The sequence below is a fragment of the Pantoea sp. UBA7232 genome (assembly GCF_002473195.1).
GTDB lineage: Bacteria > Pseudomonadota > Gammaproteobacteria > Enterobacterales > Enterobacteriaceae > Pantoea > Pantoea eucrina.
Window position 1 is genome coordinate 113,524 of record NZ_DKTK01000008.1, and the last position, 22,191, is coordinate 135,714.

The 22,191-nt window shown below is 51.8% G+C and carries 26 protein-coding genes; 12 read left to right on the forward strand and 14 right to left on the reverse strand.

Going from position 1 to position 22,191, the window contains the following annotated elements; genetic code table 11:
• Positions 1-66: 66 nt before the first annotated feature.
• On the reverse strand, positions 67-1,317 hold the full coding sequence (locus B4056_RS08440) for a sensor domain-containing diguanylate cyclase (protein ID WP_288654401.1): 1,251 nt from the start codon (positions 1,315-1,317) through the stop codon (positions 67-69).
• Between the two features lie 423 nt (positions 1,318-1,740).
• On the opposite strand from B4056_RS08440, the gene B4056_RS08445 reads away from it, so the two are divergent.
• Positions 1,741-3,144 (forward strand): PLP-dependent aminotransferase family protein, encoded by a 1,404-nt coding sequence (locus B4056_RS08445; RefSeq protein WP_113655274.1) that lies wholly within the window; start codon positions 1,741-1,743, stop codon positions 3,142-3,144.
• 67 nt (positions 3,145-3,211) lie between these two features.
• A complete protein-coding gene (locus B4056_RS08450) occupies positions 3,212-3,676 on the forward strand; it encodes a YlaC family protein (protein ID WP_040113832.1) in 465 nt (154 codons plus the stop codon).
• A gap of 68 nt (positions 3,677-3,744) precedes the next feature.
• On the opposite strand, the gene B4056_RS08455 is transcribed toward B4056_RS08450, so the two are convergent.
• Complete coding sequence (locus B4056_RS08455; protein WP_071668140.1) at positions 3,745-4,365, reverse strand: pyridoxamine 5'-phosphate oxidase family protein; 621 nt, start codon at positions 4,363-4,365, stop codon at positions 3,745-3,747.
• 103 nt (positions 4,366-4,468) lie between these two features.
• On the reverse strand, positions 4,469-5,146 hold the full coding sequence (locus B4056_RS08460; protein ID WP_288654404.1) for an SDR family oxidoreductase: 678 nt from the start codon (positions 5,144-5,146) through the stop codon (positions 4,469-4,471).
• Between the two features lie 346 nt (positions 5,147-5,492).
• Here B4056_RS08460 and B4056_RS08465 point away from each other — a divergent pair, with 346 nt between their 5' ends.
• Positions 5,493-6,077, forward strand: coding sequence for an AraC family transcriptional regulator (locus tag B4056_RS08465; RefSeq protein WP_288654545.1), 585 nt, complete (start codon positions 5,493-5,495; stop codon positions 6,075-6,077).
• 57 nt (positions 6,078-6,134) lie between these two features.
• Here the strand turns inward: B4056_RS08465 and B4056_RS08470 are convergent, their stop codons facing one another.
• The 4 genes from B4056_RS08470 to B4056_RS08485 all read right to left on the reverse strand — a co-directional run bounded on the left by B4056_RS08470 (position 6,135) and on the right by B4056_RS08485 (position 9,786).
• Positions 6,135-7,166 (reverse strand): methionine synthase, encoded by a 1,032-nt coding sequence (locus tag B4056_RS08470; RefSeq protein ID WP_071668139.1) that lies wholly within the window; start codon positions 7,164-7,166, stop codon positions 6,135-6,137.
• Between the two features lie 24 nt (positions 7,167-7,190).
• Positions 7,191-8,174, reverse strand: coding sequence for a DUF1852 domain-containing protein (locus B4056_RS08475; protein WP_288654406.1), 984 nt, complete (start codon positions 8,172-8,174; stop codon positions 7,191-7,193).
• Between the two features lie 352 nt (positions 8,175-8,526).
• Entirely contained in the window at positions 8,527-9,102 is a 576-nt protein-coding gene (locus B4056_RS08480) for a pyridoxamine 5'-phosphate oxidase family protein (protein ID WP_113655276.1), read from the reverse strand.
• 24 nt (positions 9,103-9,126) lie between these two features.
• Positions 9,127-9,786: an NAD(P)-binding oxidoreductase gene (locus B4056_RS08485; protein WP_288654410.1), complete on the reverse strand. Its 660-nt coding sequence runs from the start codon at positions 9,784-9,786 to the stop codon at positions 9,127-9,129.
• Between the two features lie 143 nt (positions 9,787-9,929).
• Between B4056_RS08485 and B4056_RS08490 the strand changes: the two genes are divergently transcribed.
• From B4056_RS08490 to B4056_RS08510, 5 genes are all read left to right on the forward strand, one after another.
• Positions 9,930-10,547, forward strand: coding sequence for a TetR/AcrR family transcriptional regulator (locus B4056_RS08490; protein ID WP_094110807.1), 618 nt, complete (start codon positions 9,930-9,932; stop codon positions 10,545-10,547).
• Between the two features lie 127 nt (positions 10,548-10,674).
• Positions 10,675-10,878 (forward strand): hypothetical protein, encoded by a 204-nt coding sequence (locus tag B4056_RS08495; protein WP_040113920.1) that lies wholly within the window; start codon positions 10,675-10,677, stop codon positions 10,876-10,878.
• Between the two features lie 50 nt (positions 10,879-10,928).
• On the forward strand, positions 10,929-11,180 hold the full coding sequence (locus B4056_RS08500; RefSeq protein ID WP_288654413.1) for a two-component-system connector protein YcgZ: 252 nt from the start codon (positions 10,929-10,931) through the stop codon (positions 11,178-11,180).
• Positions 11,181-11,494: 314 nt separating this feature from the next.
• On the forward strand, positions 11,495-11,722 hold the full coding sequence (locus tag B4056_RS08505; RefSeq protein WP_175540442.1) for a YgdI/YgdR family lipoprotein: 228 nt from the start codon (positions 11,495-11,497) through the stop codon (positions 11,720-11,722).
• 22 nt (positions 11,723-11,744) lie between these two features.
• On the forward strand, positions 11,745-11,975 hold the full coding sequence (locus B4056_RS08510; RefSeq protein WP_040113814.1) for a YgdI/YgdR family lipoprotein: 231 nt from the start codon (positions 11,745-11,747) through the stop codon (positions 11,973-11,975).
• Between the two features lie 54 nt (positions 11,976-12,029).
• Here the strand turns inward: B4056_RS08510 and B4056_RS08515 are convergent, their stop codons facing one another.
• Positions 12,030-12,794 carry an SDR family NAD(P)-dependent oxidoreductase gene (locus B4056_RS08515; RefSeq protein WP_071668135.1) on the reverse strand — a complete coding sequence of 255 codons (765 nt, stop codon included), beginning with the start codon at positions 12,792-12,794 and terminating at the stop codon, positions 12,030-12,032.
• A gap of 980 nt (positions 12,795-13,774) precedes the next feature.
• Between B4056_RS08515 and B4056_RS08520 the strand changes: the two genes are divergently transcribed.
• From B4056_RS08520 to ycgZ, 4 genes are all read left to right on the forward strand, one after another.
• The gene (locus B4056_RS08520) at positions 13,775-14,035 is read left to right on the forward strand and encodes a hypothetical protein (protein WP_071668134.1); all 261 of its coding nucleotides are present in this window, start codon (positions 13,775-13,777) and stop codon (positions 14,033-14,035) included.
• Positions 14,036-14,269: 234 nt separating this feature from the next.
• Positions 14,270-14,920, forward strand: coding sequence for a hypothetical protein (locus B4056_RS08525; protein WP_040113810.1), 651 nt, complete (start codon positions 14,270-14,272; stop codon positions 14,918-14,920).
• Between the two features lie 520 nt (positions 14,921-15,440).
• Complete coding sequence (locus tag B4056_RS08530; protein WP_040113808.1) at positions 15,441-15,749, forward strand: hypothetical protein; 309 nt, start codon at positions 15,441-15,443, stop codon at positions 15,747-15,749.
• 229 nt (positions 15,750-15,978) lie between these two features.
• A complete protein-coding gene (ycgZ, locus tag B4056_RS08535; RefSeq protein ID WP_040113806.1) occupies positions 15,979-16,221 on the forward strand; it encodes a regulatory protein YcgZ in 243 nt (80 codons plus the stop codon).
• Between the two features lie 17 nt (positions 16,222-16,238).
• Here ycgZ and B4056_RS08540 read toward each other — a convergent pair whose 3' ends face one another.
• From B4056_RS08540 to B4056_RS08565, 6 genes are all read right to left on the reverse strand, one after another.
• The gene (locus B4056_RS08540) at positions 16,239-16,436 is read right to left on the reverse strand and encodes a hypothetical protein (RefSeq protein ID WP_040113804.1); all 198 of its coding nucleotides are present in this window, start codon (positions 16,434-16,436) and stop codon (positions 16,239-16,241) included.
• A gap of 102 nt (positions 16,437-16,538) precedes the next feature.
• A complete protein-coding gene (locus B4056_RS08545) occupies positions 16,539-16,802 on the reverse strand; it encodes a hypothetical protein (RefSeq protein ID WP_040113802.1) in 264 nt (87 codons plus the stop codon).
• A gap of 242 nt (positions 16,803-17,044) precedes the next feature.
• Entirely contained in the window at positions 17,045-18,205 is a 1,161-nt protein-coding gene (locus tag B4056_RS08550; protein ID WP_040113800.1) for a diguanylate phosphodiesterase, read from the reverse strand.
• Positions 18,206-18,512: 307 nt separating this feature from the next.
• Complete coding sequence (locus B4056_RS08555) at positions 18,513-20,441, reverse strand: methyl-accepting chemotaxis protein (RefSeq protein WP_040113798.1); 1,929 nt, start codon at positions 20,439-20,441, stop codon at positions 18,513-18,515.
• 459 nt (positions 20,442-20,900) lie between these two features.
• Positions 20,901-21,749, reverse strand: coding sequence for a glyoxalase III HchA (gene hchA, locus B4056_RS08560; protein WP_113655278.1), 849 nt, complete (start codon positions 21,747-21,749; stop codon positions 20,901-20,903).
• Between the two features lie 121 nt (positions 21,750-21,870).
• Complete coding sequence (locus B4056_RS08565) at positions 21,871-22,131, reverse strand: hypothetical protein (protein WP_094110881.1); 261 nt, start codon at positions 22,129-22,131, stop codon at positions 21,871-21,873.
• Between the last annotated feature and the right edge of the window lie 60 nt (positions 22,132-22,191).

The following is a 22,191-nucleotide window of genomic DNA, read 5'->3' on the forward strand; positions in this document are numbered from 1 at the left end:
AGACCGCGATAGCGCATTCACTGTACCCTAATAACCGTCAATGGTGCGGCATCTGCCAGCAACCCGTCACAGATGCGAGGGCAGGCAGAAAAACTGGTATGCGACGTCACGGCGGGCTTTTGCCTGGTACATGGCGGTGTCAGCCTGCTGAATCAGTAATTTAGCGGATAATGTCGCAGGTCGCGCCTGGCTTATGCCGATGGCGGCCCCGATGCTTATCGTCCTGCTGCTGATGCTGAAAGGAGCATTGAAGCTGGCAATCAGACGTTCAGCAAGCGCAGAGGCCTCCCGGCGATCGCGGCATCGGGCTGCTACCACAAACTCATCGCCGCCGAGTCGGGCAACCGGCTCATCCGGCGCCAGGCAGCTCTGCAGCCGCTCGCTTATCTGTAACAGCAGCGTATCACCTGCCGCATGGCCCATTGAATCGTTAACGGCTTTAAATCCGTTCAGATCGAGAAACAGCACCGTGACAAGGCGCTGCTCCTGCTGCTGTGCGAGCAGGGCGTCAACCTGCTTATAAAACCAGGAGCGGTTTGGCAGGCCGGTCAGCGCATCGCGCATCGCCTGCTGCTCCAGCTGCAGCATTTTCTCTTTGTCACGAGTGATATCGCGCGATACCAGTACCGCACCGATGTTCTTTCCCGTGGAGGGATCGGTCACGCCGCAGGCTTTTGTGCCAAGCGTAATATAGTGGCCATTGCGATGACGTTTGTGCACCTCCACCACATCCGGCTGCTCCCCCCCGGCGAAAATAGCACTCAGCACCGCGGCTGCAGGTGCGCGATCGTCAGGGTGCAGAAAGTCCGTCACCCGCTGGCCCAGCATCTCTTCGGCTGACCAGCCAATCATTTCGCTGTAGGAGGGAGAAATTGAGACATACCGCCCTTCGGCATCGCAGTGAGCGATAAGATCAGTGCTGTTTTCAATCAGCAGGCGATATTCAGCGGCCGTGCGCAGCGCCTCCTCCAGCGCCTTACGCTGTCCGGTGACATCCAGTACGAAACCGCTGTACTGCAGGTGTGGCGCTTCCGCCCGCTCGCCCGGCAATCCTGACACGATGACATGGCGCAGGGTGCCATCCAGGCAGTTGATCGGCACTTCAATATGAAAAGGCTGTACGCGCTCCAGGGCCGCAGTCAGCAGCAGCGCAATTTTTGCATCCTCATCAGCCTGGGCGATGCTCAGCCACTCCCGTAGCGTGACGCCTTTGAGCGCAGGCATCAGGCCGGCAGGGCACTCCTGGCTGGTGACGCAGATCCCCAGGGCGTTGGTGGACCAAACGGCGGATAAGATAGGTTTGATCGTTGTGCTCATGATAGCTGGACCTGGTTTATTCTGACGATACTCAAAGAGCATAAAACGTATTGTGGCAGATATCCCGATCGCCCGGCTTGCTATCCTGCACGCGCGTAAAAGAACGATGATAGTCAGAGAATCATTTTACGCCTGCCTGATTTGGCAAAACGTCGCTGTTTCTCTGACCCGATACAAAAACTGACGCAGCACAGAAGCGTTATCGGCTGACCCGCCTGCAATCTTTAATCGGTAAAGCTTTATTCCCCGCGGCGGGCAGCGAGAGCCTCCTTTTACGGCAATCTGCCCCGTCCCGTCGCTGTACAGATAACACGTAAAGTGAGTCAAATGGAAAAACTGATGCAATCAACCATGCAATCAAGTTACGCCTTGATTATGGCTGTGATATACCTGTCTGCGTAATGTCCTGAGACAGGATTTAATATGATTACGCCGCTTTTTACGCGCTGGGCAGCCCTGCTTCAGCAGCAGACGCAACGTCCGGCCTATCTGCGCATCGCGGATTTCATTGCAGAGGGCATCAGTACAGGCGAATTGCCTTCACGCTACCGTCTGCCGCCGCTGCGTGAACTGGCTGAAACGCTGGGTCTGAATTACACCACGGTAACGCGCGGTTATGCGGAAGCGCGGCGCAGAGGATTAATTGACTCACGCCCCGGACTCGGCAGCTTTATTCGTGCACGGGCATCAGCCTCTTCAGCTCTGCCTGCCAGCACTTATGAAATGACCATGAATGCGCCGACAGAGCCTGCCGGTGCCGCCGTTGAGGAAGCGCTGCGCGCAGGAGCCATCAACCTTTTTAACCAGACCGACATGCTGAGTCTGCTGCGCTATCAGGATTTTGGCGGGACGGCAGAGGATAAAGCAGCAGCGATGCGCTGGATCGGGCGCAAACTTCACGTAGAGAGCGAGGCCGACGTGCTGGTTTGTCCGGGCATTCACAGCGCTCTGATGGGCATCATGACGCTGCTGAAGCGCAGGAAAGGTGCGGTCTGTGTCAGCAGCCTGATTTACCCTGGCATGAAGGCGATTGCCAGTCATCTGGGTGTGCGGCTGCAGCCGGTGCTCTGTGACGCGCAGGGGCCCGATCCGCTGGCGTTTGAGGCGCTGTGTCGCAGCGGCGAGATCGGCGCATTTTATATCAACCCGACGCTGCAAAATCCGACCACGATGACGATCCCGGAAGCGCGCCGGCGGGCGCTGGCTGAGTGCTGTCAGCGCTATAACATTACGGTCATTGAAGATGACGCTTATGCGGCGCTCAGCGATGCGCCGGTGCCAACGTTTGCCGGATTAATACCGGAACTGACCTGGTATCTTACCGGCCTGTCGAAGTGCTTTGGCCCCGGATTGCGGATCGCGTTTGTGAAGGGCCCGGACAGACAGATGACGCAGCTGCTTTCCGGCGTGCTGCGGGCGCTGACGGTAATGTCCAGCCCGCTCACTAATGCGCTGGCGCGACAGTGGATCAATGACGGGACGGCGGATCGCATGCTGATCGCTATCAGACAGGAGGCGGGCATCCGCCAGCAGATTGCAGCGGCCTGCCTGACCGGATATCCGTTTCAGGCTGACAGCGCAGGCTATCACCTCTGGCTGCCGCTGCCCGGTCTGGTCAACGCCAACGCCTCCGACATCGCGGCAAAGCTGCGTGAAAAAGGGATCAGCGCCGTCTCCGGTGCCGCGTTTTGCACTGGTAATCTTCCTGCTGACGCGCTGCGCATCTGTCTGGGCGGTTCTCAGTCGCGGCAGCAGTGTGAAGAGGGCCTGAAAATTCTGGCCGCCATGCTGGCCGATCCCATCCACTTTTCCGGTATGGCGATTTAGCAGCGTGACGCTAACAACAGCCAGTAAAACGTTAACTCCATCATTATGGGCAGATAAGGTTTAAAACATGAGCAATCAACTTAATGCGCTTCTGCAGCAGGAGCTGGACAGCATCAACCGCGCGGAAAAACGCAACGATCGACCCTATTTCGACGTATCGTTTATCCGTCAGTACCCGGGCCTGTATGGCCTGATGTGTTTCCTGTTTGTGCTGACCATGGCACTTTTACTCTACTCCGACTCCTTCGGCACAATTGAGTATGTCGTCTGCTGTGCCATTTTTGCCGTCTGTAACTTCTTTTTCTTTTTTCACGTGAACCCGTCTTACCGGGTAAAAGATATCGATAAAGGCGCATGGAAGAACTGCTATACCGGCGACTGGTACATGGAAGTTTACGTTCGCGAAGCCTTTATTCATGACCTGCTCAATGGAGATGTACTCACCGAAAGCGAAAAAGCTACCCTGCAGGCGCAGTATGCCCGTAAAGGCCATCTTTACTTTGCTGATATTTACCGTCTGAGAACCCGGTAGTCTGCGGAACTGAAAACAGCCTGCTGGCAGGCTGTAGAGTGCAGGTTGCTGTGCGGCATCAGGCCGGATTAATAGAGTGTCTCTTTCAGGCGACCAGGGAGTGCCGCATCGTAGGCGCCGGCGTCAATATCCTGCGAAATGCTGTTCAGTATGGAACCGGTGCTTGGCAGCGCCTCCCGCGTAATTTGCGTCGCCGGATCCCAGAGCCGGGAGCGAATGATGGCCCGGCTGCACTGGAAAAAGACGCTCTCAACGGTGATGGTTAACACCGTTTTTGGCAGCTGATTATTCATCGCGAAGCGGGTAAGTAAGGCGGGATCGACGCTTATGGTGGCGGTTCCGTTTACGCGCAATGTCTCCCCGATACCCGGGATCAGAAACAGCAGCGCTACCCGATTATCATGCAAAATGTTGCGCAGGCTATCGATACGGTTATTGCCGCGTCTGTCCGGCAGCAAGAGCGTGCGCTCATCCTCAATATGCACAAAACCTGCCGGATCGCCTCTGGGTGAAACGTCCAGCCCATCCGGTCCGCTGGTGGCCAGCGCGACAAAGGGTGAGGCGGCGATAAAGGGACGATACGCCGGGTGAATATGATCGGTGACTTTGGTCAGCGACGGTTTCGCCACCGCGCCGTAGCACGCTGCAAGCGCGCTTAAATCGGTAATCGTATTGCTTCCATCCGCCATTGCCGGAATCCTGTGTTTAACGGGCCTGCCGCTAACGTAAGGGATGCATTGCGCCGGAAGCAACGCGCGAATGGCATATTGCTGCGCCGCCGCACACTTATTTTCATCTGCACTCGTTCTCAGGCTGCCAGCTGCCGCCAAAGGCGACAGGAACCAGATCGGCTTCTGCTGCACCGCTGCGTACCAAATCCAGAAGAGCCTCTGCCACCAGCGCAGGCGCGTGCAAAAGCGCAGCACTTTCTGCCGCCTGAGCGCAGGCCTCGGCCTGTCCCGCTTTTACCGAATGATAAAACACCGTTGCCGTTACGAAAGGATAAAGCAGTGACACGCTGATACCTGCTGAAGCCAGCTCCAGACGCGCAACCGCCGAAAGCATATTCAGCGCCGCTTTGGCACTGGTATAGGCAGCAGAGCCGCTGTATGTTCCGAGTGTGGCACCCGAGCTGACGTTGACTATACTTCCGCCTACCTGCTGACGCTTAACGGGCACCACCGCCTGCATCATCTGTAGCGGGGCAATAAGATTGAGCGCCAGCACCTCTCTGAAGTCGCTGACGTCGATCGCTTCCACCGGCGCGTACAGCCCCTGCCCGGCATTATTTATCACGACATCGACCCGGCCCCAGCTGGCGATAACCTGCTGAACGGCCCGCGCGCACGCTTCTGATTGGGTAAGGTCACAGGCGATTGCCAGCGCCCGTGTGGCCGGAACAGCCAGCGCTTCAAGGCGTTCGCGCCTGCGTGCCAGCATAGCGACGCGCGCCCGCCTGTAGTGCTGCACGCGCGGTCGCCTCGCCGATGCCGGACGACGCTCCTGTTATGATGACTACCCGGTTATTCAGTTCCATTCTTATCCTCTCTCTGTCATAACATCACCATGCTGCAGGCTGCGCAGACTGTTCGATCCTGAGAGTAATATGTCCGCAGCGTGCTCGCGCCAGCATACCTGCCCGATTTTTGCCCGATTCTGCTTTTATGCAGGATGACCGCTGCAGGAGTAAACGCGATACCATGATGAGTAAGACGCTGAGTGCGCTGGCGTTCGAAGTGTTACAGCGCGCAGGTACAGGCCCGCAGCCGGCAAAGTCGCCGTTGCCAGCGAAACCGCTCCCTATCTGGCTATCCGGCTGACTATTGATATTGCAGCCGTAAGCGAGCTGATGTGCCAGCTGCCGGCGACGGCTATGCCAGCTGCGCAGCGCGGTTTTGCGGTGGGTGAGGCAGAAGAGGCGCTGACTGACGCCTGGCTGCGTCTGCTGCGTGCCGGAGCAAAACCGGACGACAGAGCGATCATGGTGCCGCTGCTGGAGCGGGAGGTACTTTATCGCCTGCTAAGCGGCACGCAGGGAGGAGTATTGCGACAGATAGCGGACCACAGCGGGCACTTTGCCAATGTGCGTAAGGCGATTACCCATCTTCAGGCCTGTTACAGCGACCCTTTCAGCGCCACGCTGCTCGCTTCCCTGGCTGGCATGAGCGTTTCCGCATTTCACCGCCGCTTTAAAACCAGCATCGGGCTTTCACCGCTGCAATATCAAAAGCGTCTGCGGTTGTGTGCCGCACGTAAGCAGTTACTTATCCGGCAGGGAAATATTGCTGCTGTTGCCCTGGAGGTGGGCTACCAGAGCCTGACGCAGTTTACGCGCGAATATACCCGATTGTTTGGCGAGCCGCCTGGCCGGGATAGCCGCAAAAGCGTACGGCGCGGTTAAGAATGATAAAAAAAAGGGCCGACGTCAGACGTCAGCCCTGATACACCCTCAGGCATATTACTGGCCCAGCAGTTCGCGGCGCACGATATCAGCACCGGCGCTCAGCGCATCCAGCTTGCCGCGAGCAACCTGACGCGACAGCGGCGTCATACCGCAGTTGGTGCAGGGATAGAGCTTATCCGCATCGACAAACTGCAGCGCTTTACGCAGCGTTTCCGCTACCTGCTCCGGCGTTTCGACAGTATTGGTTGCCACATCGATGGCACCGACCATCACTTTTTTCCCGCGGATCAGTTCAATCAGCTCCATCGGCACGCGGGAGTTCTGGCACTCCAGTGAGACGATATCGATATTTGAGCGCTGCAGGCGCGGGAAAATTTCTTCATACTGGCGCCACTCAGAACCCAGCGTTTTCTTCCAGTCAGTATTGGCTTTAATGCCGTAGCCATAGCAGATATGTACAGCGGTTTCGCACTGTAATCCCTCAATGGCACGCTCCAGCGCCGCAATACCCCAGTCATTAACCTCATCAAAGAAGACGTTGAAGGCAGGCTCATCAAACTGGATGATATCCACGCCTGCGGCTTCCAGCTCTTTGGCTTCCTGATTGAGGATTTTGGCAAACTCCCAGGCGAGTTTTTCGCGACTTTTATAGTGACCGTCATACAGCGTGTCGATCATTGTCATCGGGCCAGGCAGCGCCCATTTGATCGGCTGAGTGGTCAGCTGACGCAGGAATTTTGCATCATCAACAAATACAGGTTTAGTGCGTGAAACTTCACCTACCACCGACGGTACGCTCGCATCGTAGCGGTTGCGGATCCGCACCGTTTCGCGCTTTTCAAAATCCACGCCGTTGAGATGCTCAATAAACGTCGTCACAAAATGCTGACGCGTCTGCTCACCATCGCTGACGATATCAATACCGGCCCGCAGCTGGTCGTCGAGGCAGAGACGTAGCGCATCGCGCTTGGCATCTGCCAGATCGTCACCCGCCGGTTTCCACGGGGACCATAATGTTTCCGGCTGCGCCAGCCATGAAGGTTTCGGTAAACTGCCAGACGTCGATGTCGGTAATAACTTTTTCACTATAGATAACCTTTTTTCCATTAATCAGTGCGCAAACTCAGCAGACCATTGCTCCAGACGAGTCTGGTAAGGTTTGATAAAATGCTGTTCGGTGAATTTACCCTGCTCAACCGCCAGATGCGTACGCTCTTCACGGTCATAAACGATGCGTGTCAGTGAATAATCCTTGTGTGACAGGCTCGGCTGATACTCCTGTCCGGCCGCTGAGTTCGCGTTGTAGATCTCCGGACGATAGATTTTCTGAAACGTCTCCATCGTGCTGATGGTGCTGATAAGCTCCAGATCGCTGTAATCACGCAGCAGATCGCCGGCAAAATAGAAAGCCAGCGGCGCAACGCTGCCCTGCGGCATGAAATAGCGCGCCTGCAGGCCCATTTTGGCAAAGTAGTGATCGGTCAGCGAATCCGCGTCCTGCCGATATTCAATCCCCAGAACCGGATGATGATTACCAGTACGGTAATAGGTATTTTTACTGGAGACGCTCAGGCAGATAATCGGACGCTTGCTGAAGCTGGCTTTATAGATATCTGAGCTGATGAAGCCTTTGAAGATATTGCCGTGCAGATCACCGAAGTTTTTTGGCGTACTGAAACCGGCCTGGTTTTTGTTGTGCTCAGATAACACAACGCTGAAATCGTAATCGCGCACCCAGGAAGAGAAATTGTTCCCGACGACGCCTTCAAAGCGCTGCCCGCTTGTTTTATCAACTACGGTTGTCTTCAGGACTTCGATGACCGGAAACGGCTTTTCATTTCCCGCCGGATCGATATTCAGCTCAACAGAGATGATATCCAGCTCAACGGCATAGCGGTCAGCTTTCGCGTTGTCCCAGTGCGCCAGCGAGTTAAAGCGGTTATCAATCATCTTCAGTGCGTTGCGCAGGTTTTCCTCACGCATTTCACCCCTTGCCAGATTAGCGAAGTTAGTCGTGATACGCGTGTTTGCAGAAGGATTATAGTTTTCGTCAAAACGAAGGCTTTTAATTGAAAAGGTAAATTCTTTGTTCATCGTAATTTCTCACCTCAATTTCTGATGTAAACCTGCTTCTCTGTCTGCCTGTACAACCGACGCTGAATGCTGATTTGATATAACCATTTCCTCAATGGGCTGACTCTTTTATGCCTTACTCCCCTGCTGAAAAAAAGTGATTAAATTTCACCGAACCTGAAGCTTTTTCATGTTCAGATGGGCAGCGACTTCATTAAGCCCATAACTAAATTGAAATGAAGGCAGGCGTGAACCGAAAGGCGCATAACCTTATGTTTTCTAAGGCGTAATTAATCTGCGCCCCGTTTAATCAGGATGAATAAATCTCAACATCCACATTTTCATTTAGCTGAAAATATTTGAGTCAGGCGAGCTAAGGCACCAGCCACCGTCCTGTCCATCCGTTCGCCCGCAGTAAGAACTCACGGCGCTGATGAGGTTCGCTACTAACATCAAGCGACTCAACACGCTCTATCATGATGCGTATCAGCGCAAAATTTTCCGGGGGGTCAGCTAACGAAGCGGAGGCGTGTCCGCTACGCAGCGCATCCGGATCATCAAGGATCTCACCGGGTGAATCAGGCGAGTAAAATAACTGCTGCGCAGCGGGCCGCAGCTTCTGCCAGACGGTACGGCGCAGTTCGCCTTCATCCACGCAGCCTGCCTTACCCTCAAGACGCAGCTGAAAGCTGTTCTCCGCATCCCAGCCCAGCAGCGAAACTTGCGGATTATCTCTCATCTCCTGCACTTTGGCGCTGCGCACGTCAGTGGTAAACAGTAAGGAAGCTGGCGCGAGGCTGAAATCGCGCAGCACTATGGTTCTGATCTTAGGCTGCGCATTCTCTGCCACGCTGGCCAGCTGCATCAGGGTAAAGGGTGAGCGCGCGCTGACCGCATGAGTCAGCTTTTGCCAGATTGCCTGCAGATGCGCATCCGGTAAATGTGCCATAACGTCTCCTCGCGGCTGAACCGGTTAGCGTGAAACCAGCGCGTCTATCGCCTCTGCAACGGGTGTCTCTCCCGCCGTCAGCTCAATAATGACGCGGGATACGGCAGGCTGATGGACCAGCGCTGCCAGGGTGGCTGCAACATCGGCACGGGCAATCGTGCCATAGGCAATTGCCGGTCCGGCGCTGATTTTGCCGGTTGCCGGCTCATCTGTTAACGTGCCGGGACGCAGAATAACCCATTCAAGCGCGCTGGCGGCGAGAACCACGTCGGCCTGTTTTTTTACGCGCATATAGTTTTCAAAAGTGTCAGAAAGCTGCCTGCCACGCCCCGCTTCCGGAAAGGCGGAGACCAGAATAAAGCGTTTAATACCGGCCCGCTGTGCGGCTGCAACTGACTTAGCCAGCCCGTCGCCATCAACGGCATTTGTCATCGCCTCTCCGCCTTTTCCGCCGGCACCAGCGGTGAAGACCACGACTCCACATCCCTGCATCAGTTCGGTGAGTTGCTGTTCATCGAGGGCAACCAGGTCGCCTCTGACAGCCTGGATACCCTGCTGCTGCAGGCTGGCTTCCTGCTCAGCGGTACGACAAAACGCCCGTGCCGTCACGCTGGCACGGGTCAGCTGCTGACCCAGCTCACGACCAATCTTTCCTGCACCACCCACAATAAAGACATCTTTCATGCTGATCCCCCTGTCACAAAGGCTGAAATATTTATCGCAATACGATGTAATTTAACCACTTAACTCTAGCGCAAATCTCCGGCGTTGACCGGCCCGGACGCAACCGGGATAATTTGGAAATAATCGCTTTATAAGGGCTGAAAATGCCACCAGTAAAATCCTCTGCCACAGCTCCCCGCGAACGCGGCAGGCCGCGCAATTTTGATATTGATGTTGCGCTTGATAATGCGATGATCATTTTCCGCCAGAAAGGGTTTCACGCTGCCTCTATTGCCGATCTTGGTGATGCTATGCAGCTTACTGCGGGGAGTATCTACAAAGCTTTTCAGGACAAGCGCTCGCTTTTTCTGCGCGTGTTCGAGCGCTACATTGCCATTCGCAATACCGATCTGCGCGAACGTCTGAACGCATTCTCTACGGGTCGTGAACGCGTCGCTGAGCTACTCCAGTTCTATCTCGATTCCGCCAGCGAGATAGAGGGACGGCGCGGCTGTCTGGTGGTGGGCAGCACCGTGGAGCTGCAGACGCTTGATGAAGAGTTATCTCATCTGGTACGCCAGGCAGTGCTGCGCAACCGCGCTTTCCTGATGTCGCTGATTCAGCAGGGCCAGGCTGATGGTTCTATAGCAAGTCATCTGGATGCCGATACGACTGCCGGTTTACTGCTCTGTATTGCGTTTGGTATGCGCGTAGTGGGCAAAATTCAGGATGTGACTAATGGCGAAGAAACTATTAAGATGACGCTGCGCCTGCTGGATTAACGCTGCTGCGCTATTAGGAAATACGCATTTCCTAATTAAGCTACTGTGCTGTCGTCGCGATTTTCAGTAACAGGCGTCCCTGACATATTACAAACATTAAGCAATTTTAAAAATGGACGGGGGTTATGTGCAGCAAGACGATTCAGAAGATGCGGAAGCGATGTACGCTTTACTGGGTGACGTAATTACACAGATTTTAAAACCGGGTGAAACGCTTTCTTTGCAGGAGATCATCGGCGCGTTATACCGAACAGGCTTACGAGCGGACAGCCCTGAAATGCAGCAGGCGTGCGAAAAAGTTATTCGGTTGCTGGCCAGGAAAATGAATTAATAGTGCTTCAGTGCCGATCCATCCGCCGGTTAAATTAATAAGAGAGAACTATGTGCCAGAATCATTATCTTCCCGTAATGGATAAAGTCAGCGCTGAAGAGCAGACCAGAATACGTCAGTCCACAGAATTTCAATTGCTGGGTGAAATGGTTAAAGATATTTTATGTTCTGATAAAGTTCTTAATCGCAAAGCGCTCTGTATCGCTTTACTTTCCCGGCTGGATAAATGTACAGATGCCAGTGAGAAGATGCATTATGAGAATCTTTTCAATCTGCTTTTAAGGCGTGCAGAAGCGGCCTGATAATATTTATTTACTTTATCTGCGTCAGCTCGCTGTATACTCGTTTTCCTGCGGGCTATAAAGTGCGCCTCCGTGGCGTGCCCTCTCTTTAGCCAAAATTTTCTTAACAAGCCTGTCTCTTTTCTGATGGTTCGCCTGCCTTTATCTGTTTCTCAGGCATCACCGGAAGGATAGCAAAATATATGCTCCGCTACGGCCGTACTCCCCTGCTGTTCACCGCATCAATTGCACAAAAAAATCATCAAGGTCAGACCACCCCCGGAAATTATGGACTATGCTCCTCTTATAACGTGTCCAGAAAATAGGGAAATATGATGAAAAAAATGGTTGTTGCTGCCGCAGTCCTGACATCTCTTTTAGCCGTAACCGGCTGCTCGTCTAACCAGGCGATTAAAACGACTGATGGCCGCACCATTATTACCAGTGGTAAACCACAGGTAGATAGCGATACCGGGCTGGTATCGTATGAAAACGCGCAAACCGGCAAAACTGAGCAGATCAATCGTGATCAAATCACGAACATGAGTGAACTGAATAACTGATCCATCTATCAAGGAGAGTACAATGAAGAAAGTTATTTTACTTCCAGTAGCAGCGATTATTGCCCTGTCCGCCCTTACCGGCTGCACCCGCACCACCTATGCGATTCATACTAATGATGGTCGTACTATTGTCAGCGATGGTAAGCCAAAAGAAGCGGAATCAGGACTGCTGGGTTATGTTGATGCCAACGGCGTTAAACAGCAGATTAATAAAGCTGATGTCAAAGAAGTGTCTGAGATCCCACGCTCATAGTTTGTGTGACGTCAAAGATAAGCCCGCGCAGTTGCGCGGGCTTTTTTGCTGCTATCAGGCCTGTTTTGGCTGACCGTTCGATGCCGTTAAACCGCCATCAACCGGCAGGTTAGCGCCCGTGATATAGCGCGCATCATCGCTGGCAATAAAGACAATTGCGCCCGCAATGTCATCAGCCTCTCCCGCACGGCGTAGCGGAATGCGGTCGTAAAAGCGTGCCAGCAGCTCCTCATCCTGTTTTGCGTTTTCCGTTAAATCAGTAAACGTAAATCCCGGACAGATAGCATTGACTCTGACGCCGTCTGAGCCATAGTCCATCGCCAGTGCGCGCGTGAAGTTGGTCACAGCGCCTTTGGCCGCGTTATATACGCTCATTCCCCAGTCGCCACCAAGTCCGGATACGGAAGAGATGTTGACAACGTTACCTTTGGTTTTCAGCAGGGCTGGCATAAAGTAGTGCGTGCAGTAATAGACGCCATCCAGATCGGTGCCCATCAGCTTTTTCCAGTCATCAGGAGAGACTTCATGGATCTTGCCCTGAACGATACTGCCCGCATTGTTGACCAGTACATCCGCGCGCCCGTAATGCTGGTTCACCTTTTCACTAAGCTGCCTGACCTGCCCGGCATCTGAAACATCACAGGGAACAACAAGATGTTTTCCGGCAGGTAAAGCCTCTTTGACTTTCTGCAGCTTCTCTTCAGTTCTTCCCACCAGTACTACTGATGCCCCTTCAGCAGCAAAACGTTGTGCTGACGCAGCGCCAATACCTGAGCCTGCACCAGTAATAACGACAACTTTATCTGCAAACCGTGACATGATTTCTCCTTATCTGATGGAAATGACACTCCTAAGCCTGGCAAGCTCTCGCCAGTCATCAAGCGAAACGTAAGTTTTAGGATGACTCTCAATGGAGCACGCGTCACCCTGTGCTTTTTGTCAAAAGTGACAATCACGCCTCTTTTAAGGCGCATATTTATATTGGTTTGCAGTCGGTGGCGCACTTCAGATATGAAAGCAAAAGGTGTGCGGTACTGAGTCTGGTTAAAAATCCATCCACAGAAAAGTCGCTACCTGAAGAATAAGATTAGAAAGGGTGATATGAGCAGGTTAATGAAAATATAAGTAAATTCTTAGAAAACGATTTCATCACAAACTAAAGCCATATTATTCATATAGTTAATCAGTAATCATGCTAACTATAAGTTTTGTATGTATAATTTTTTACTAAGCGAGTCGGAAAAACTGACAAATTTCTCTATTCTTAGTGTGTTCAGTGAGAAATCCAACTAAGCACTGAGCTGAGTAACTCCTACCTTGCCTCCTCGCGGAGGCATTTTTTTGTCAATTTCACGGGTTGTTGTTATCTACTTACCTCTGGCCCGGTTATCCATTTCTGTAAACTGCTTATAGCCTGCCTGATTAGCTTATTGCCCTATTTTATGCTGGTCCGATGAGCAACGCAGATTTTCGTCGGGTTTACAGCTAAAACCCAATTTAAAATGGTTTGTCATCTATAGTGTATGAGCCAGCCTATTCTGGCAAACAACACACAGGATGCGTTTTCAGCGAGAGAAATCCTCTTCAACATTTTGTTAGCCCGCCCTGCGCGGGCTTTTTTTTTGCAGAATTTCAGAACGATCGCTGGCGAAAGCCCGCAGAATTTTCATTGGCTAAAAAGCGTTCGATCAAAAAATTCTGCTAGCTGATTTGGGAAATTTCAAAATATATCCGGCAAATTCTGCCGTTACGCCTACAGTAAGTGGTGAGGTTATCATGCAATCGTAAAGGAGGTTTGTTTGTCTATTCAACACGACGAGATAGGTCATGTCATTATCGGCGAAGCGGCACTCAGCCTTGCACTGAGCGAAAAAAAGATCAGCGTTCGTTCACTGATTAATGAGCTCGAATCAATGGCAAATGCGGGTGGCAGCGATGCCCGTCTTATTGAGATCTCAGAGGCCAGAAGCTGGCTGAAAAGTTTCGATAAACCCGAGCACGTTGTTCCGCACGTGCCCTATTTGCAGACACTGACAAGCCTGAACGACGAAAAGAACTGACGCCTATGGACGTAATCCGGCTCCGGCTGGAAGACGACGATAAAGATAACCTTATCGGTTACGCGCAAGCGTTCACCGGCCGGAGAAACTGTCATGGACGACACCTCCGCCCTGCTACAGCGTATCTGAACAGACGCTTATAACCTTATCTCCGGCTACACTTTTTCCTGCTGTACCAGCTTATTACTCATTAAAACTGATGATCAAATCCACTCCGGTTTTCAGGGAGGTCTTTTGGAACGTACGACAGCGGATAACCACATGCCCATCACCTTACCTGATACGCACTTTAATCAGATTCTGAGCCGTGAAGTGCCAAACCGGGACGATACCTGTGCTTTTCTTACAGGTAAGACGCGCGTATTCACGCTGCCAGGCTTTATTATTCCCTTTGGCTATGCGCTCTATGTCTGTCCGGAGGATAAACAATACCGGCTGGTTACCCAGGAACCGAAACCTGAAACGGTCTATGCAGTAAGGCTGGAAGAAACAGAGGATTTTACCTCGCCGTTACGCGCCTGCATTCAGATTATGGTCTGGCGCACGCGTCAGCCGCAGCATGAACAGGCGGTGCATGGCCTGGCACGTCGCTTTTTTTGTTATTTCCTGCATACGCGTTCAATTATTGTTACCGATAGCGCTCAGACCAATGCGGCAAAGGTGATGTGGGAGAGTATGATTGCCTGGGCACTGCGCGATCGCGATCACTATGTCTATGTGTGGGACGGGACACGTCGCGACAAACCGCTGGTGCCGGTTTCTGACTGGCACGCATTTTGTGAACATTGGATCACCTTTTGCTGGGGCAGCCAGCCTGACAGCCATCTGCTGCGCAGAGTGATCATCAGTACCCTTCCCCTCACTCCTGATAATCCGGAGCATTAACCTCTCACCCTCCTGCATGCGCAAAATTTACTCTGCTGATATAAAGCTAATAAGGTAAGCGCGTGCCATGCTTAACACACGTATAGAGTAAAAGCAGAGCACGCCAGCCAGGGTTGCAGTTATCAGAATAAATGCAGACCCAGGCCTGAGTATAGAGCGGGCAATTGTCCTAAAGCGTGGCTTTTGTTAACCGGGTTCAGGTTTGTACCCCATGACCAGGCTGTAATCATCAGCAATCAGCGGGCTATAAAAAGTGGCATGCAACGTCTGAAAAAGCGCCAGAGCTGAAACAGACAGCAATGAATAACGTTCAAATTTTTTAAGATTATTCTGCCTTTAGCCGGTTTACACTGCATGAATAGATGATGCTGCACGCTATCAGTACGTTACAAACCTGTATCTCAGAATCATCAAATACTTTTTGCATCGGGACTCAGCTGATCGTTTACAGCGTATTGTAGAAGTATTGCTGCTCATTACACTTTAAAATCATTACAAAACTATGATGAGGAGAGCGGAAGTGTTATTTCATGAAAAGGTAGTAGGTCACGTCATTATTGGCGAAGCGACACTCAATCTGGCACTGGGCGATCGGGATATCAGCGTTCAGGCCCTGATCGCAGAGCTGGGTCGCATGGCAGAGAGAGAAGAGAACGATGAGCGTCTGGCACAAATTGCCGATGCCAGAAGCTGGCTGAAAAATTTTGTACAGCCTGAGCGAATTCACCAAACTCAGACAGAGTGGCAGGCCCAGGCACTACGTCATGAACAGGCAGCGTTATCGGCTAAACCGATACGTTTTACCTCAGGTGACGATGAAGAGAGTTAGCAGAATATCAGCGCAACCACGTTGTACACGTCTCAATGCAGAAGCTGTACAAAGAAGAAGTAAAATTTTCACTCAAAAAAAATTTCATTTAACTATTTGATATAAAAGAAAAATAAGAATGAAAAGATCGCAGGCGATAAATTAGTGGCAGAAAAAGCTGTACAAGTAAAAGTTAGTTGTATAACTTTACCTCTGTCAGTACAACTTACTTATTACAACGAGGCTAACTATGCGTCAGAATATGGTACAGCATCCATCATCCGCTAGTGACATCGCTAATTATTTCAACAAAGCTTCCACTCTGAGCCAGCAGGAAACGCTGGGACAGTTGGTAGTTGAAATTCTGACCTCAGGCAAAAACCTTAACCGTAAGGCGTTATGCACAAAACTGCTTGGTCGTCTTGAAGCAGCAACCAGCGCCGAAGAAGAGCAGCATTATCAGGCACTGATTGGACTGTTGTTTGATCGCTAATATTGCGTGAGCTTTAGTTAGTGCATCTGACGAGCAAGCAAAATGACAGCTTTACGGCAGGCCTCACGAACATCCTGCCCTGTCGCTGTCTCACCCATGTGATGCAGTGCAGTAGTAATCTCATGCAGAGTCAGATGCTGGTCCGGCTTAAGAAGGCGCGCCACAACCGTTCCAATAACGGCGTAGATATCTTCGGCGGCTGCGTCATTTTTCACATGACCTCCGTCCGTAGGTGGATAAGCATACAGTATAACAGAAATTGTTCCCGGGAAACAATTTAGCGTCAGACCTTAGAGAGTCTTTGATTTAAATCAATTTTAATGCATTTTTCCGCGTGCAGGCCGTATATCAGATTCAGTCCCGATCGCTTTTTCAGACGCCCTAACCTGCATTTCACGTCTGACTTCGTCGATAGCACGCAATCCGGCACGGATGCGATGCTCATCGGTCTCTTTATCAAGACCAGCGCGCAGACGATCAAGTAAAGCGGTCCATGAAATGGCTGCATTAGCATCAAGTAAGTCAGTAACCGCCTCACCGATCAAAATTTCCGTCATCTTTTCTTCAAATTCTTTTTTCATGATGTGTCCGCCTGCAGGTTCGGGGGCGCAAAGTTTACCACAGAATTTTAGTGTGTAACCCTGAACCGCAGCGAGCCTGAGCGTTTCTTATAAATTTCACATATTTATCGCAGCAGTGCTGTCAGAAAAGATCTTTTCTGGTTGAAAAAAGAGCAGAGCCGGAAAGGGTATGACAAAAAACAACCGACCGGCTTGTGATGTGCCGGTCGGTCAGACTGATACTGATAGTGAAAGAGTAAGCGTTACATCGCCGCGCGATATTCCGGCCATGACACGGATGTGCCCTGCGGGGTAAAGAGCGAGCCCTGGAAGTCGATAACACCTGCAGCCTCAAGCCACATCCACTCTTCCGGCTGTTCAATACCAGAAGCGATGACGTTGATTTCGAGCGCTGAACAGCATTTGATAATAGCCTGAACGACAGCCTGCTTTGGACCACTGCGATGAACATCGCGAATAATTCCGGAAGCAATACGCACGCGATCGGGCTGCACATGAGTCAGCAGTGAAAGCCCGGCAGAGCCGTCACCAAAGTTATCAATCGACAGGCTGATGCCTGCCTGTTTTAGCTGCTTAACCGCTTCGGTAAAATCATTCAGGCCCGGGATAACTTCCGTTTCACTGACGCCCAGAATAATCTGTTCCGGCACCAGTCCGGCGTTTTTAATGGCGTCCGTGATAGTGTCAACCGCGTTAGGCACCGCAACCAGCGTCATAGGCAGAATAGTCAGATAGAGCGTCATGCCATCCGGACAGGCTTTGCCCGCCTTCATCAGCGCCATGCGTACGGCGTTCAGATTAGCAATATACTTATCTTCATCTTCACCTGCGCTCTCCGGACTATCAGAAATAGCCTCCAGTGCGGTGATCTCGCGGCCAAGTGGATCCACAACCGGGCGGAAATGAATGCCGTGCTCTTCCTGAAGCGACCCCGTCATGTCGGGAATAAAATCCCACAGATCGGCAGGCAGCACTTCGAAATAGTTTTCTTTTTCCCGCGATTCAACAAACGTGCGCAGGAACTGCAGGCCCCGATCGTCATAGGTCAGCCGGAAGCGTGAAGTACCGCGATCAAGTACCGCCTGAAGTACGGTTGACTGGTCATGTTCGCGCAGGTCAAACAGCTCCATCCCGGAATTACCGAAACGGCGATAAGGGGAGTAGTCACGCATAAGTTCAACCACATTGTGATGACGACGGTCAGCACAGATGCGATTGTAGATCGTCATAACACCCTCTTCAGGTCCCTCAAGGATCTGAAAGAAATGTGTACCGTTAAAGAGCAGAATACCGGTAACCTGGTGTGACTCATTCAGGAGACTCGCCTTCTCAACCATACCCGGCAAAATTTTCACAGGCACATCCGCGGAGATGTGGCTACGGTAAATGATTGTGGTTAGCATTAAATACTCCAGTTTACGTGAGTGTACCTGTCTACTTTATCAGCCGGCGGCAGCTACGTATAATCCTGTCTGAAATAATCTGGCTGAATTACTGTCAATATTAAAGCTACGTTTCCAGTAAAAACCAGCAAAAGTGCACAAAATCGCCTTTTTTCAGAATCATACAGAAGCGCAGTAAATAAGCGAAACGGGGTGGGATTGTAATCCGCTGCAGACAAGTTTTTTGACAAATCGTGTTGATTCGCAACGATTCTCTGCTTTTTTACTGCGCGAGCAGATGCGGGACGCGCCCGCATCGTCGCAAAGATTACGCCGTGTGGAAAACAGCCACCAGCTGACGCAGACGCGAGGCGCGTTCTGCGAGATCGCCTGCTGAAGAGGCAGACTCTTCAACCAGCGCTGCGTTTTGCTGTGTCACCTGATCCATCTGGTTTACTGCGATATTAATTTGCGAAATCCCGCTGCTCTGCTCCTGAGAGGAGGCAGATATATCGCGGATAAGCTGCGCCGTCTGTCCAATAGCATCTACGCTCTGTTTCACTTTGTCACCGGCATTTCTGGCCATCACCATTCCCTCTTCGGCGTGGCTGACCGAGTGCGCAATCAGCTCTTTAATCTCTTTGGCAGCAGAAGCGGAACGCTGCGCCAGCGAGCGCACTTCTGCTGCGACGACGGCAAAGCCTTTACCCGATTCCCCTGCTCTGGCTGCCTCTACTGCCGCATTGAGGGCCAGAATGTTTGTCTGGAAAGCGATACTGTCGATAACGCTGGTGATCTCTTCAATTTTGGCCGAGCTGCCCCGGATACGCCCCATGGTGTCCATCACTGACGACATTGCCTCTCCGCTGAGCGATGAAGCCTGCGTTGCCGCTTCTGCCATGGTCGTGGCGTGATGGGTATTTTCAGCATTCTGACTGATAATGGATGCCATCTGCTCCATGCTGGCGGCGGTCTCTGCCAGCGATGCGGCCTGCTCTTCAGTCCGGGCTGAGAGATTTCCATTGCCGTTTGCGATCTCTTCAGAGGATGAAGCGATCGTCAGCGCGCTCTCCTTGATATCTGAGACCAGCCCGGCAAGATGCTGCTGCATATACTGCAATGATTGCAGCAGCTGCCCCATTTCATTGCTGCCGGTAATGTTAACCGGACACGTCAGGTCGCCCTCTGCCACGCGACGGGCAGCATTAACGGCTTCTTCCACCGGGCGCGTAATCGAGCGGGATATCATAACGGCAACCCAGACAGCCAGTAACGCCACCGCGAACAGTACGCCCAGCAGGCTATATTGCGCATGACGGCGCGCATCAATCTGCTGGCTAAGCATAACCGAAAGCCGATCGGCGCTCTGTGTTCCCAGTGTGGCAAATTGATTGATCGCCTCAGTGAATACCCGAACATATTCTGCCGGCGTGACGGTTTTGGTTTTGGATACAAAAACAGTATTGGCCAGCGCCAGTGCATCCTGCGCCTGCTGCACGGCGGTGGTCTCTCCGCTGGCAAACAGCGCTTTTAGCGCCGGTTCAATAGTAAAAACTTTATCCATATTGTTGCTGAACTGCTCCAGCGCTACGTTGCCGTTTTGCAGCCGGAAGTCCATCTGGCTGAGCGTTGCCTCTGATGCGCCCATGCCAGACGCAATCAGCGATGTGCCGCTTGCTCTGATCTGCCCGAGGGTTTCTGTTAATAGCGGCAACCGGTTGAAAATGCTGACAATAAGCTGATAAGTATTTAAGTCGCTGTCCAGTGACAAGCCGTAAAAATCCAGGATGTCCTGATTGGCTATTAACAATGTCTGAATCAGACTGGCGTGCTGGCTGAGGCTCGCTTCCAGCGAAAGCTGCTTATTGCCCAACTCTGCCTGCAGTTTTTTCCACTCGCCGTCAGCTTTATTCAAACGCGCCAGCGGTTGCGCAGCCTCCGCGTTATCGCCCAGTACAGTCACTACACCGCTGTAGAGCGCATCGGCCTCCTCTGCCAGCGCCACGCGTGACGCTCGGGCTGGATCGTCACTCGCAATAGCAATAGCGCTTTCTGCCCGATGGCGCTGGACCAGGTTAATCAGTGACAGCATCTTCTTTTCAACCGGTATGCCGGTAAGCTCAAGCTTTTTTGCATCAATGGCCTGGTTCCCGCTTTGAATAAACAGACAGGTTGGAAATATAAACAGCCCGAGAGCAAACAGTCCCAGCAAAATAAACTTCGCTGGCAAATTAATCGTGTTAAGTATCTTTTTCATGCAATATTCCTGGGTGAGCCTTAAGTGAGCAATTCTGAATAAAAATTATTGTTATTAAACGGTGCAATCTGCTCATCCATGAGATAGCCACTCTGCATCCGGGCCTGCCGGTTATTGCAGGCGCTGATGAAGTGAAAAATTATAGATTGCTCAGGGTTATTTTACAGGAAGTGTATTGACGATATATTCTTGCGTAACTGCCAAAGCCAAATAAACATAAATCATTTAATAACAACAAGATAAAAATTAAATCAGGTATATCAAAAACACTCTGGCTCGTTATATATCGGAAAATCTTATATTATAATAAAGTGCTAAAGTTTTAGCTAACCTCGCCGATAAACAGCTTATTTTTTATAAAAAATAAAACAGAGAAATACGTTTACGATTTAAATTTTAATCAGGAAGAAATATCAGCCCTGACAAAGATGCCTGTCAGGGCCTGGGAAATCAGACGCCTTAACCGTAAGCTTTCAGCAACGTTTCTGCAGCAAGTTTGCCTAACGCATTTGCAGCATAAGGGCTGTCGCCCGTTATAACATTGCGATCGCGATGTACCGTACCTTTGATATCTTCATTGATAATATGAAGACCCATTGCGCGCAGCTTCTCACCGAAGTACCAGGTAAGATGGCCTGGCATATAGCCTATGTCCGGCGTCTGCTTATCAATGGCATCAGGGAAAGCACAGATTTCATAGCCAGCCAGCGGATTGTCGGACCCGGCGAGTGAAAGAAACGCCGCCGGGCCGTGACAGAGTGAGATCAGATAGCGGTCGTTTTCCAGCGTCCAGCGAAGCAATGTCGCCACCTCTTTACTCTCCGGTAAGCCGATCAGCGCGCCATGCCCGCCCGGGATAAACACTGCCGCGTAGTCGCTATGAGGAGAGAGGGACGCTAACACATCTGCCAGCCTGAGCGGAGAGCGGAAGGCTGACTGGTAGCGCTGATAGAACTGTAATACCGCTTCATCCTGTCCGGGCATGGCCCAGTGTTCAAACTTTGCCATCTGACCAGAGAGCGTTGCAATATCGATACCGAAGCCCGCCTGATGCAGGTGATACATCGGCAGCAGCGTTTCCACCGGATGATTGCCGGTTGAAAACAGCGTATCGTTCTCCAGCGGCAGATAGCGTTCATCAGCACACAGGACCAGAATTTTTTTGCTTCCGTCGCCGGGCGCCGGATAGTCTGCGCCCTCCAGATCGGATAGAGGAGAGGTAAACCGATCGCGCGAGTAGTCGGAGGGGAAAAATGCGTCTGCCTCGGCACGATCGGCAACGGGTTTCCTGCTGAGTTCGTTCGTCATTTATGCTTCCTCTGTGAATAAATACAGAAAGAAGCGTAGGTGAAAAAACGGCCTGGCTCACTGAGCCAATTCTGAATGCCGCTGCGCCTGTTGCGCCGCAGAGAACATCGGTACGCACAACTTATTGCGTCACAGCGGCAGACACTTCCTCAACTAATACCAGCGGACACCGCCGCACGCGGCAGGCCTGAGAGTAAGCCAGCGCGCAGACTGCGCACAGGTCACGTACGTCAGATTCATACTCATACTCCATATAGTACCGGAAGCGACTGGTGTGAGTAGCAGTACGCCAGAAACGCTGCGGCTCCAGCAGTTCATCAAGTTGCCTGAAAGTCAGGGCTGACGGGTTATGATACCCGACTCTAACGCGATAAGTTGTCATGCTTCGATTATTGAATGGCATACCGCTGGCTGCAACCGGACACCGGTTTTCATTTCAATA

Bases quoted from the DNA above. Each gene is read 5' to 3' on its own strand.
- B4056_RS08440 (WP_288654401.1), bottom strand. From the start codon at position 1,317: ATGAGCACAACGATCAAACCTATCTTATCCGCCGTTTGGTCCACCAAC.
- B4056_RS08445 (WP_113655274.1), top strand. From the start codon at position 1,741: ATGATTACGCCGCTTTTTACGCGCTGGGCAGCCCTGCTTCAGCAGCAG.
- B4056_RS08450 (WP_040113832.1), top strand. From the start codon at position 3,212: ATGAGCAATCAACTTAATGCGCTTCTGCAGCAGGAGCTGGACAGCATC.
- B4056_RS08455 (WP_071668140.1), bottom strand. From the start codon at position 4,365: ATGGCGGATGGAAGCAATACGATTACCGATTTAAGCGCGCTTGCAGCG.
- B4056_RS08475 (WP_288654406.1), bottom strand. From the start codon at position 8,174: ATGAACAAAGAATTTACCTTTTCAATTAAAAGCCTTCGTTTTGACGAA.
- B4056_RS08480 (WP_113655276.1), bottom strand. From the start codon at position 9,102: ATGGCACATTTACCGGATGCGCATCTGCAGGCAATCTGGCAAAAGCTG.
- B4056_RS08485 (WP_288654410.1), bottom strand. From the start codon at position 9,786: ATGAAAGATGTCTTTATTGTGGGTGGTGCAGGAAAGATTGGTCGTGAG.
- B4056_RS08490 (WP_094110807.1), top strand. From the start codon at position 9,930: ATGCCACCAGTAAAATCCTCTGCCACAGCTCCCCGCGAACGCGGCAGG.
- B4056_RS08500 (WP_288654413.1), top strand. From the start codon at position 10,929: ATGTGCCAGAATCATTATCTTCCCGTAATGGATAAAGTCAGCGCTGAA.
- B4056_RS08505 (WP_175540442.1), top strand. From the start codon at position 11,495: ATGAAAAAAATGGTTGTTGCTGCCGCAGTCCTGACATCTCTTTTAGCC.
- B4056_RS08510 (WP_040113814.1), top strand. From the start codon at position 11,745: ATGAAGAAAGTTATTTTACTTCCAGTAGCAGCGATTATTGCCCTGTCC.
- B4056_RS08515 (WP_071668135.1), bottom strand. From the start codon at position 12,794: ATGTCACGGTTTGCAGATAAAGTTGTCGTTATTACTGGTGCAGGCTCA.
- ycgZ (WP_040113806.1), top strand. From the start codon at position 15,979: ATGCGTCAGAATATGGTACAGCATCCATCATCCGCTAGTGACATCGCT.
- B4056_RS08545 (WP_040113802.1), bottom strand. From the start codon at position 16,802: ATGAAAAAAGAATTTGAAGAAAAGATGACGGAAATTTTGATCGGTGAG.
- B4056_RS08550 (WP_040113800.1), bottom strand. From the start codon at position 18,205: ATGCTAACCACAATCATTTACCGTAGCCACATCTCCGCGGATGTGCCT.
- B4056_RS08555 (WP_040113798.1), bottom strand. From the start codon at position 20,441: ATGAAAAAGATACTTAACACGATTAATTTGCCAGCGAAGTTTATTTTG.
- hchA (WP_113655278.1), bottom strand. From the start codon at position 21,749: ATGACGAACGAACTCAGCAGGAAACCCGTTGCCGATCGTGCCGAGGCA.
- B4056_RS08565 (WP_094110881.1), bottom strand. From the start codon at position 22,131: ATGACAACTTATCGCGTTAGAGTCGGGTATCATAACCCGTCAGCCCTG.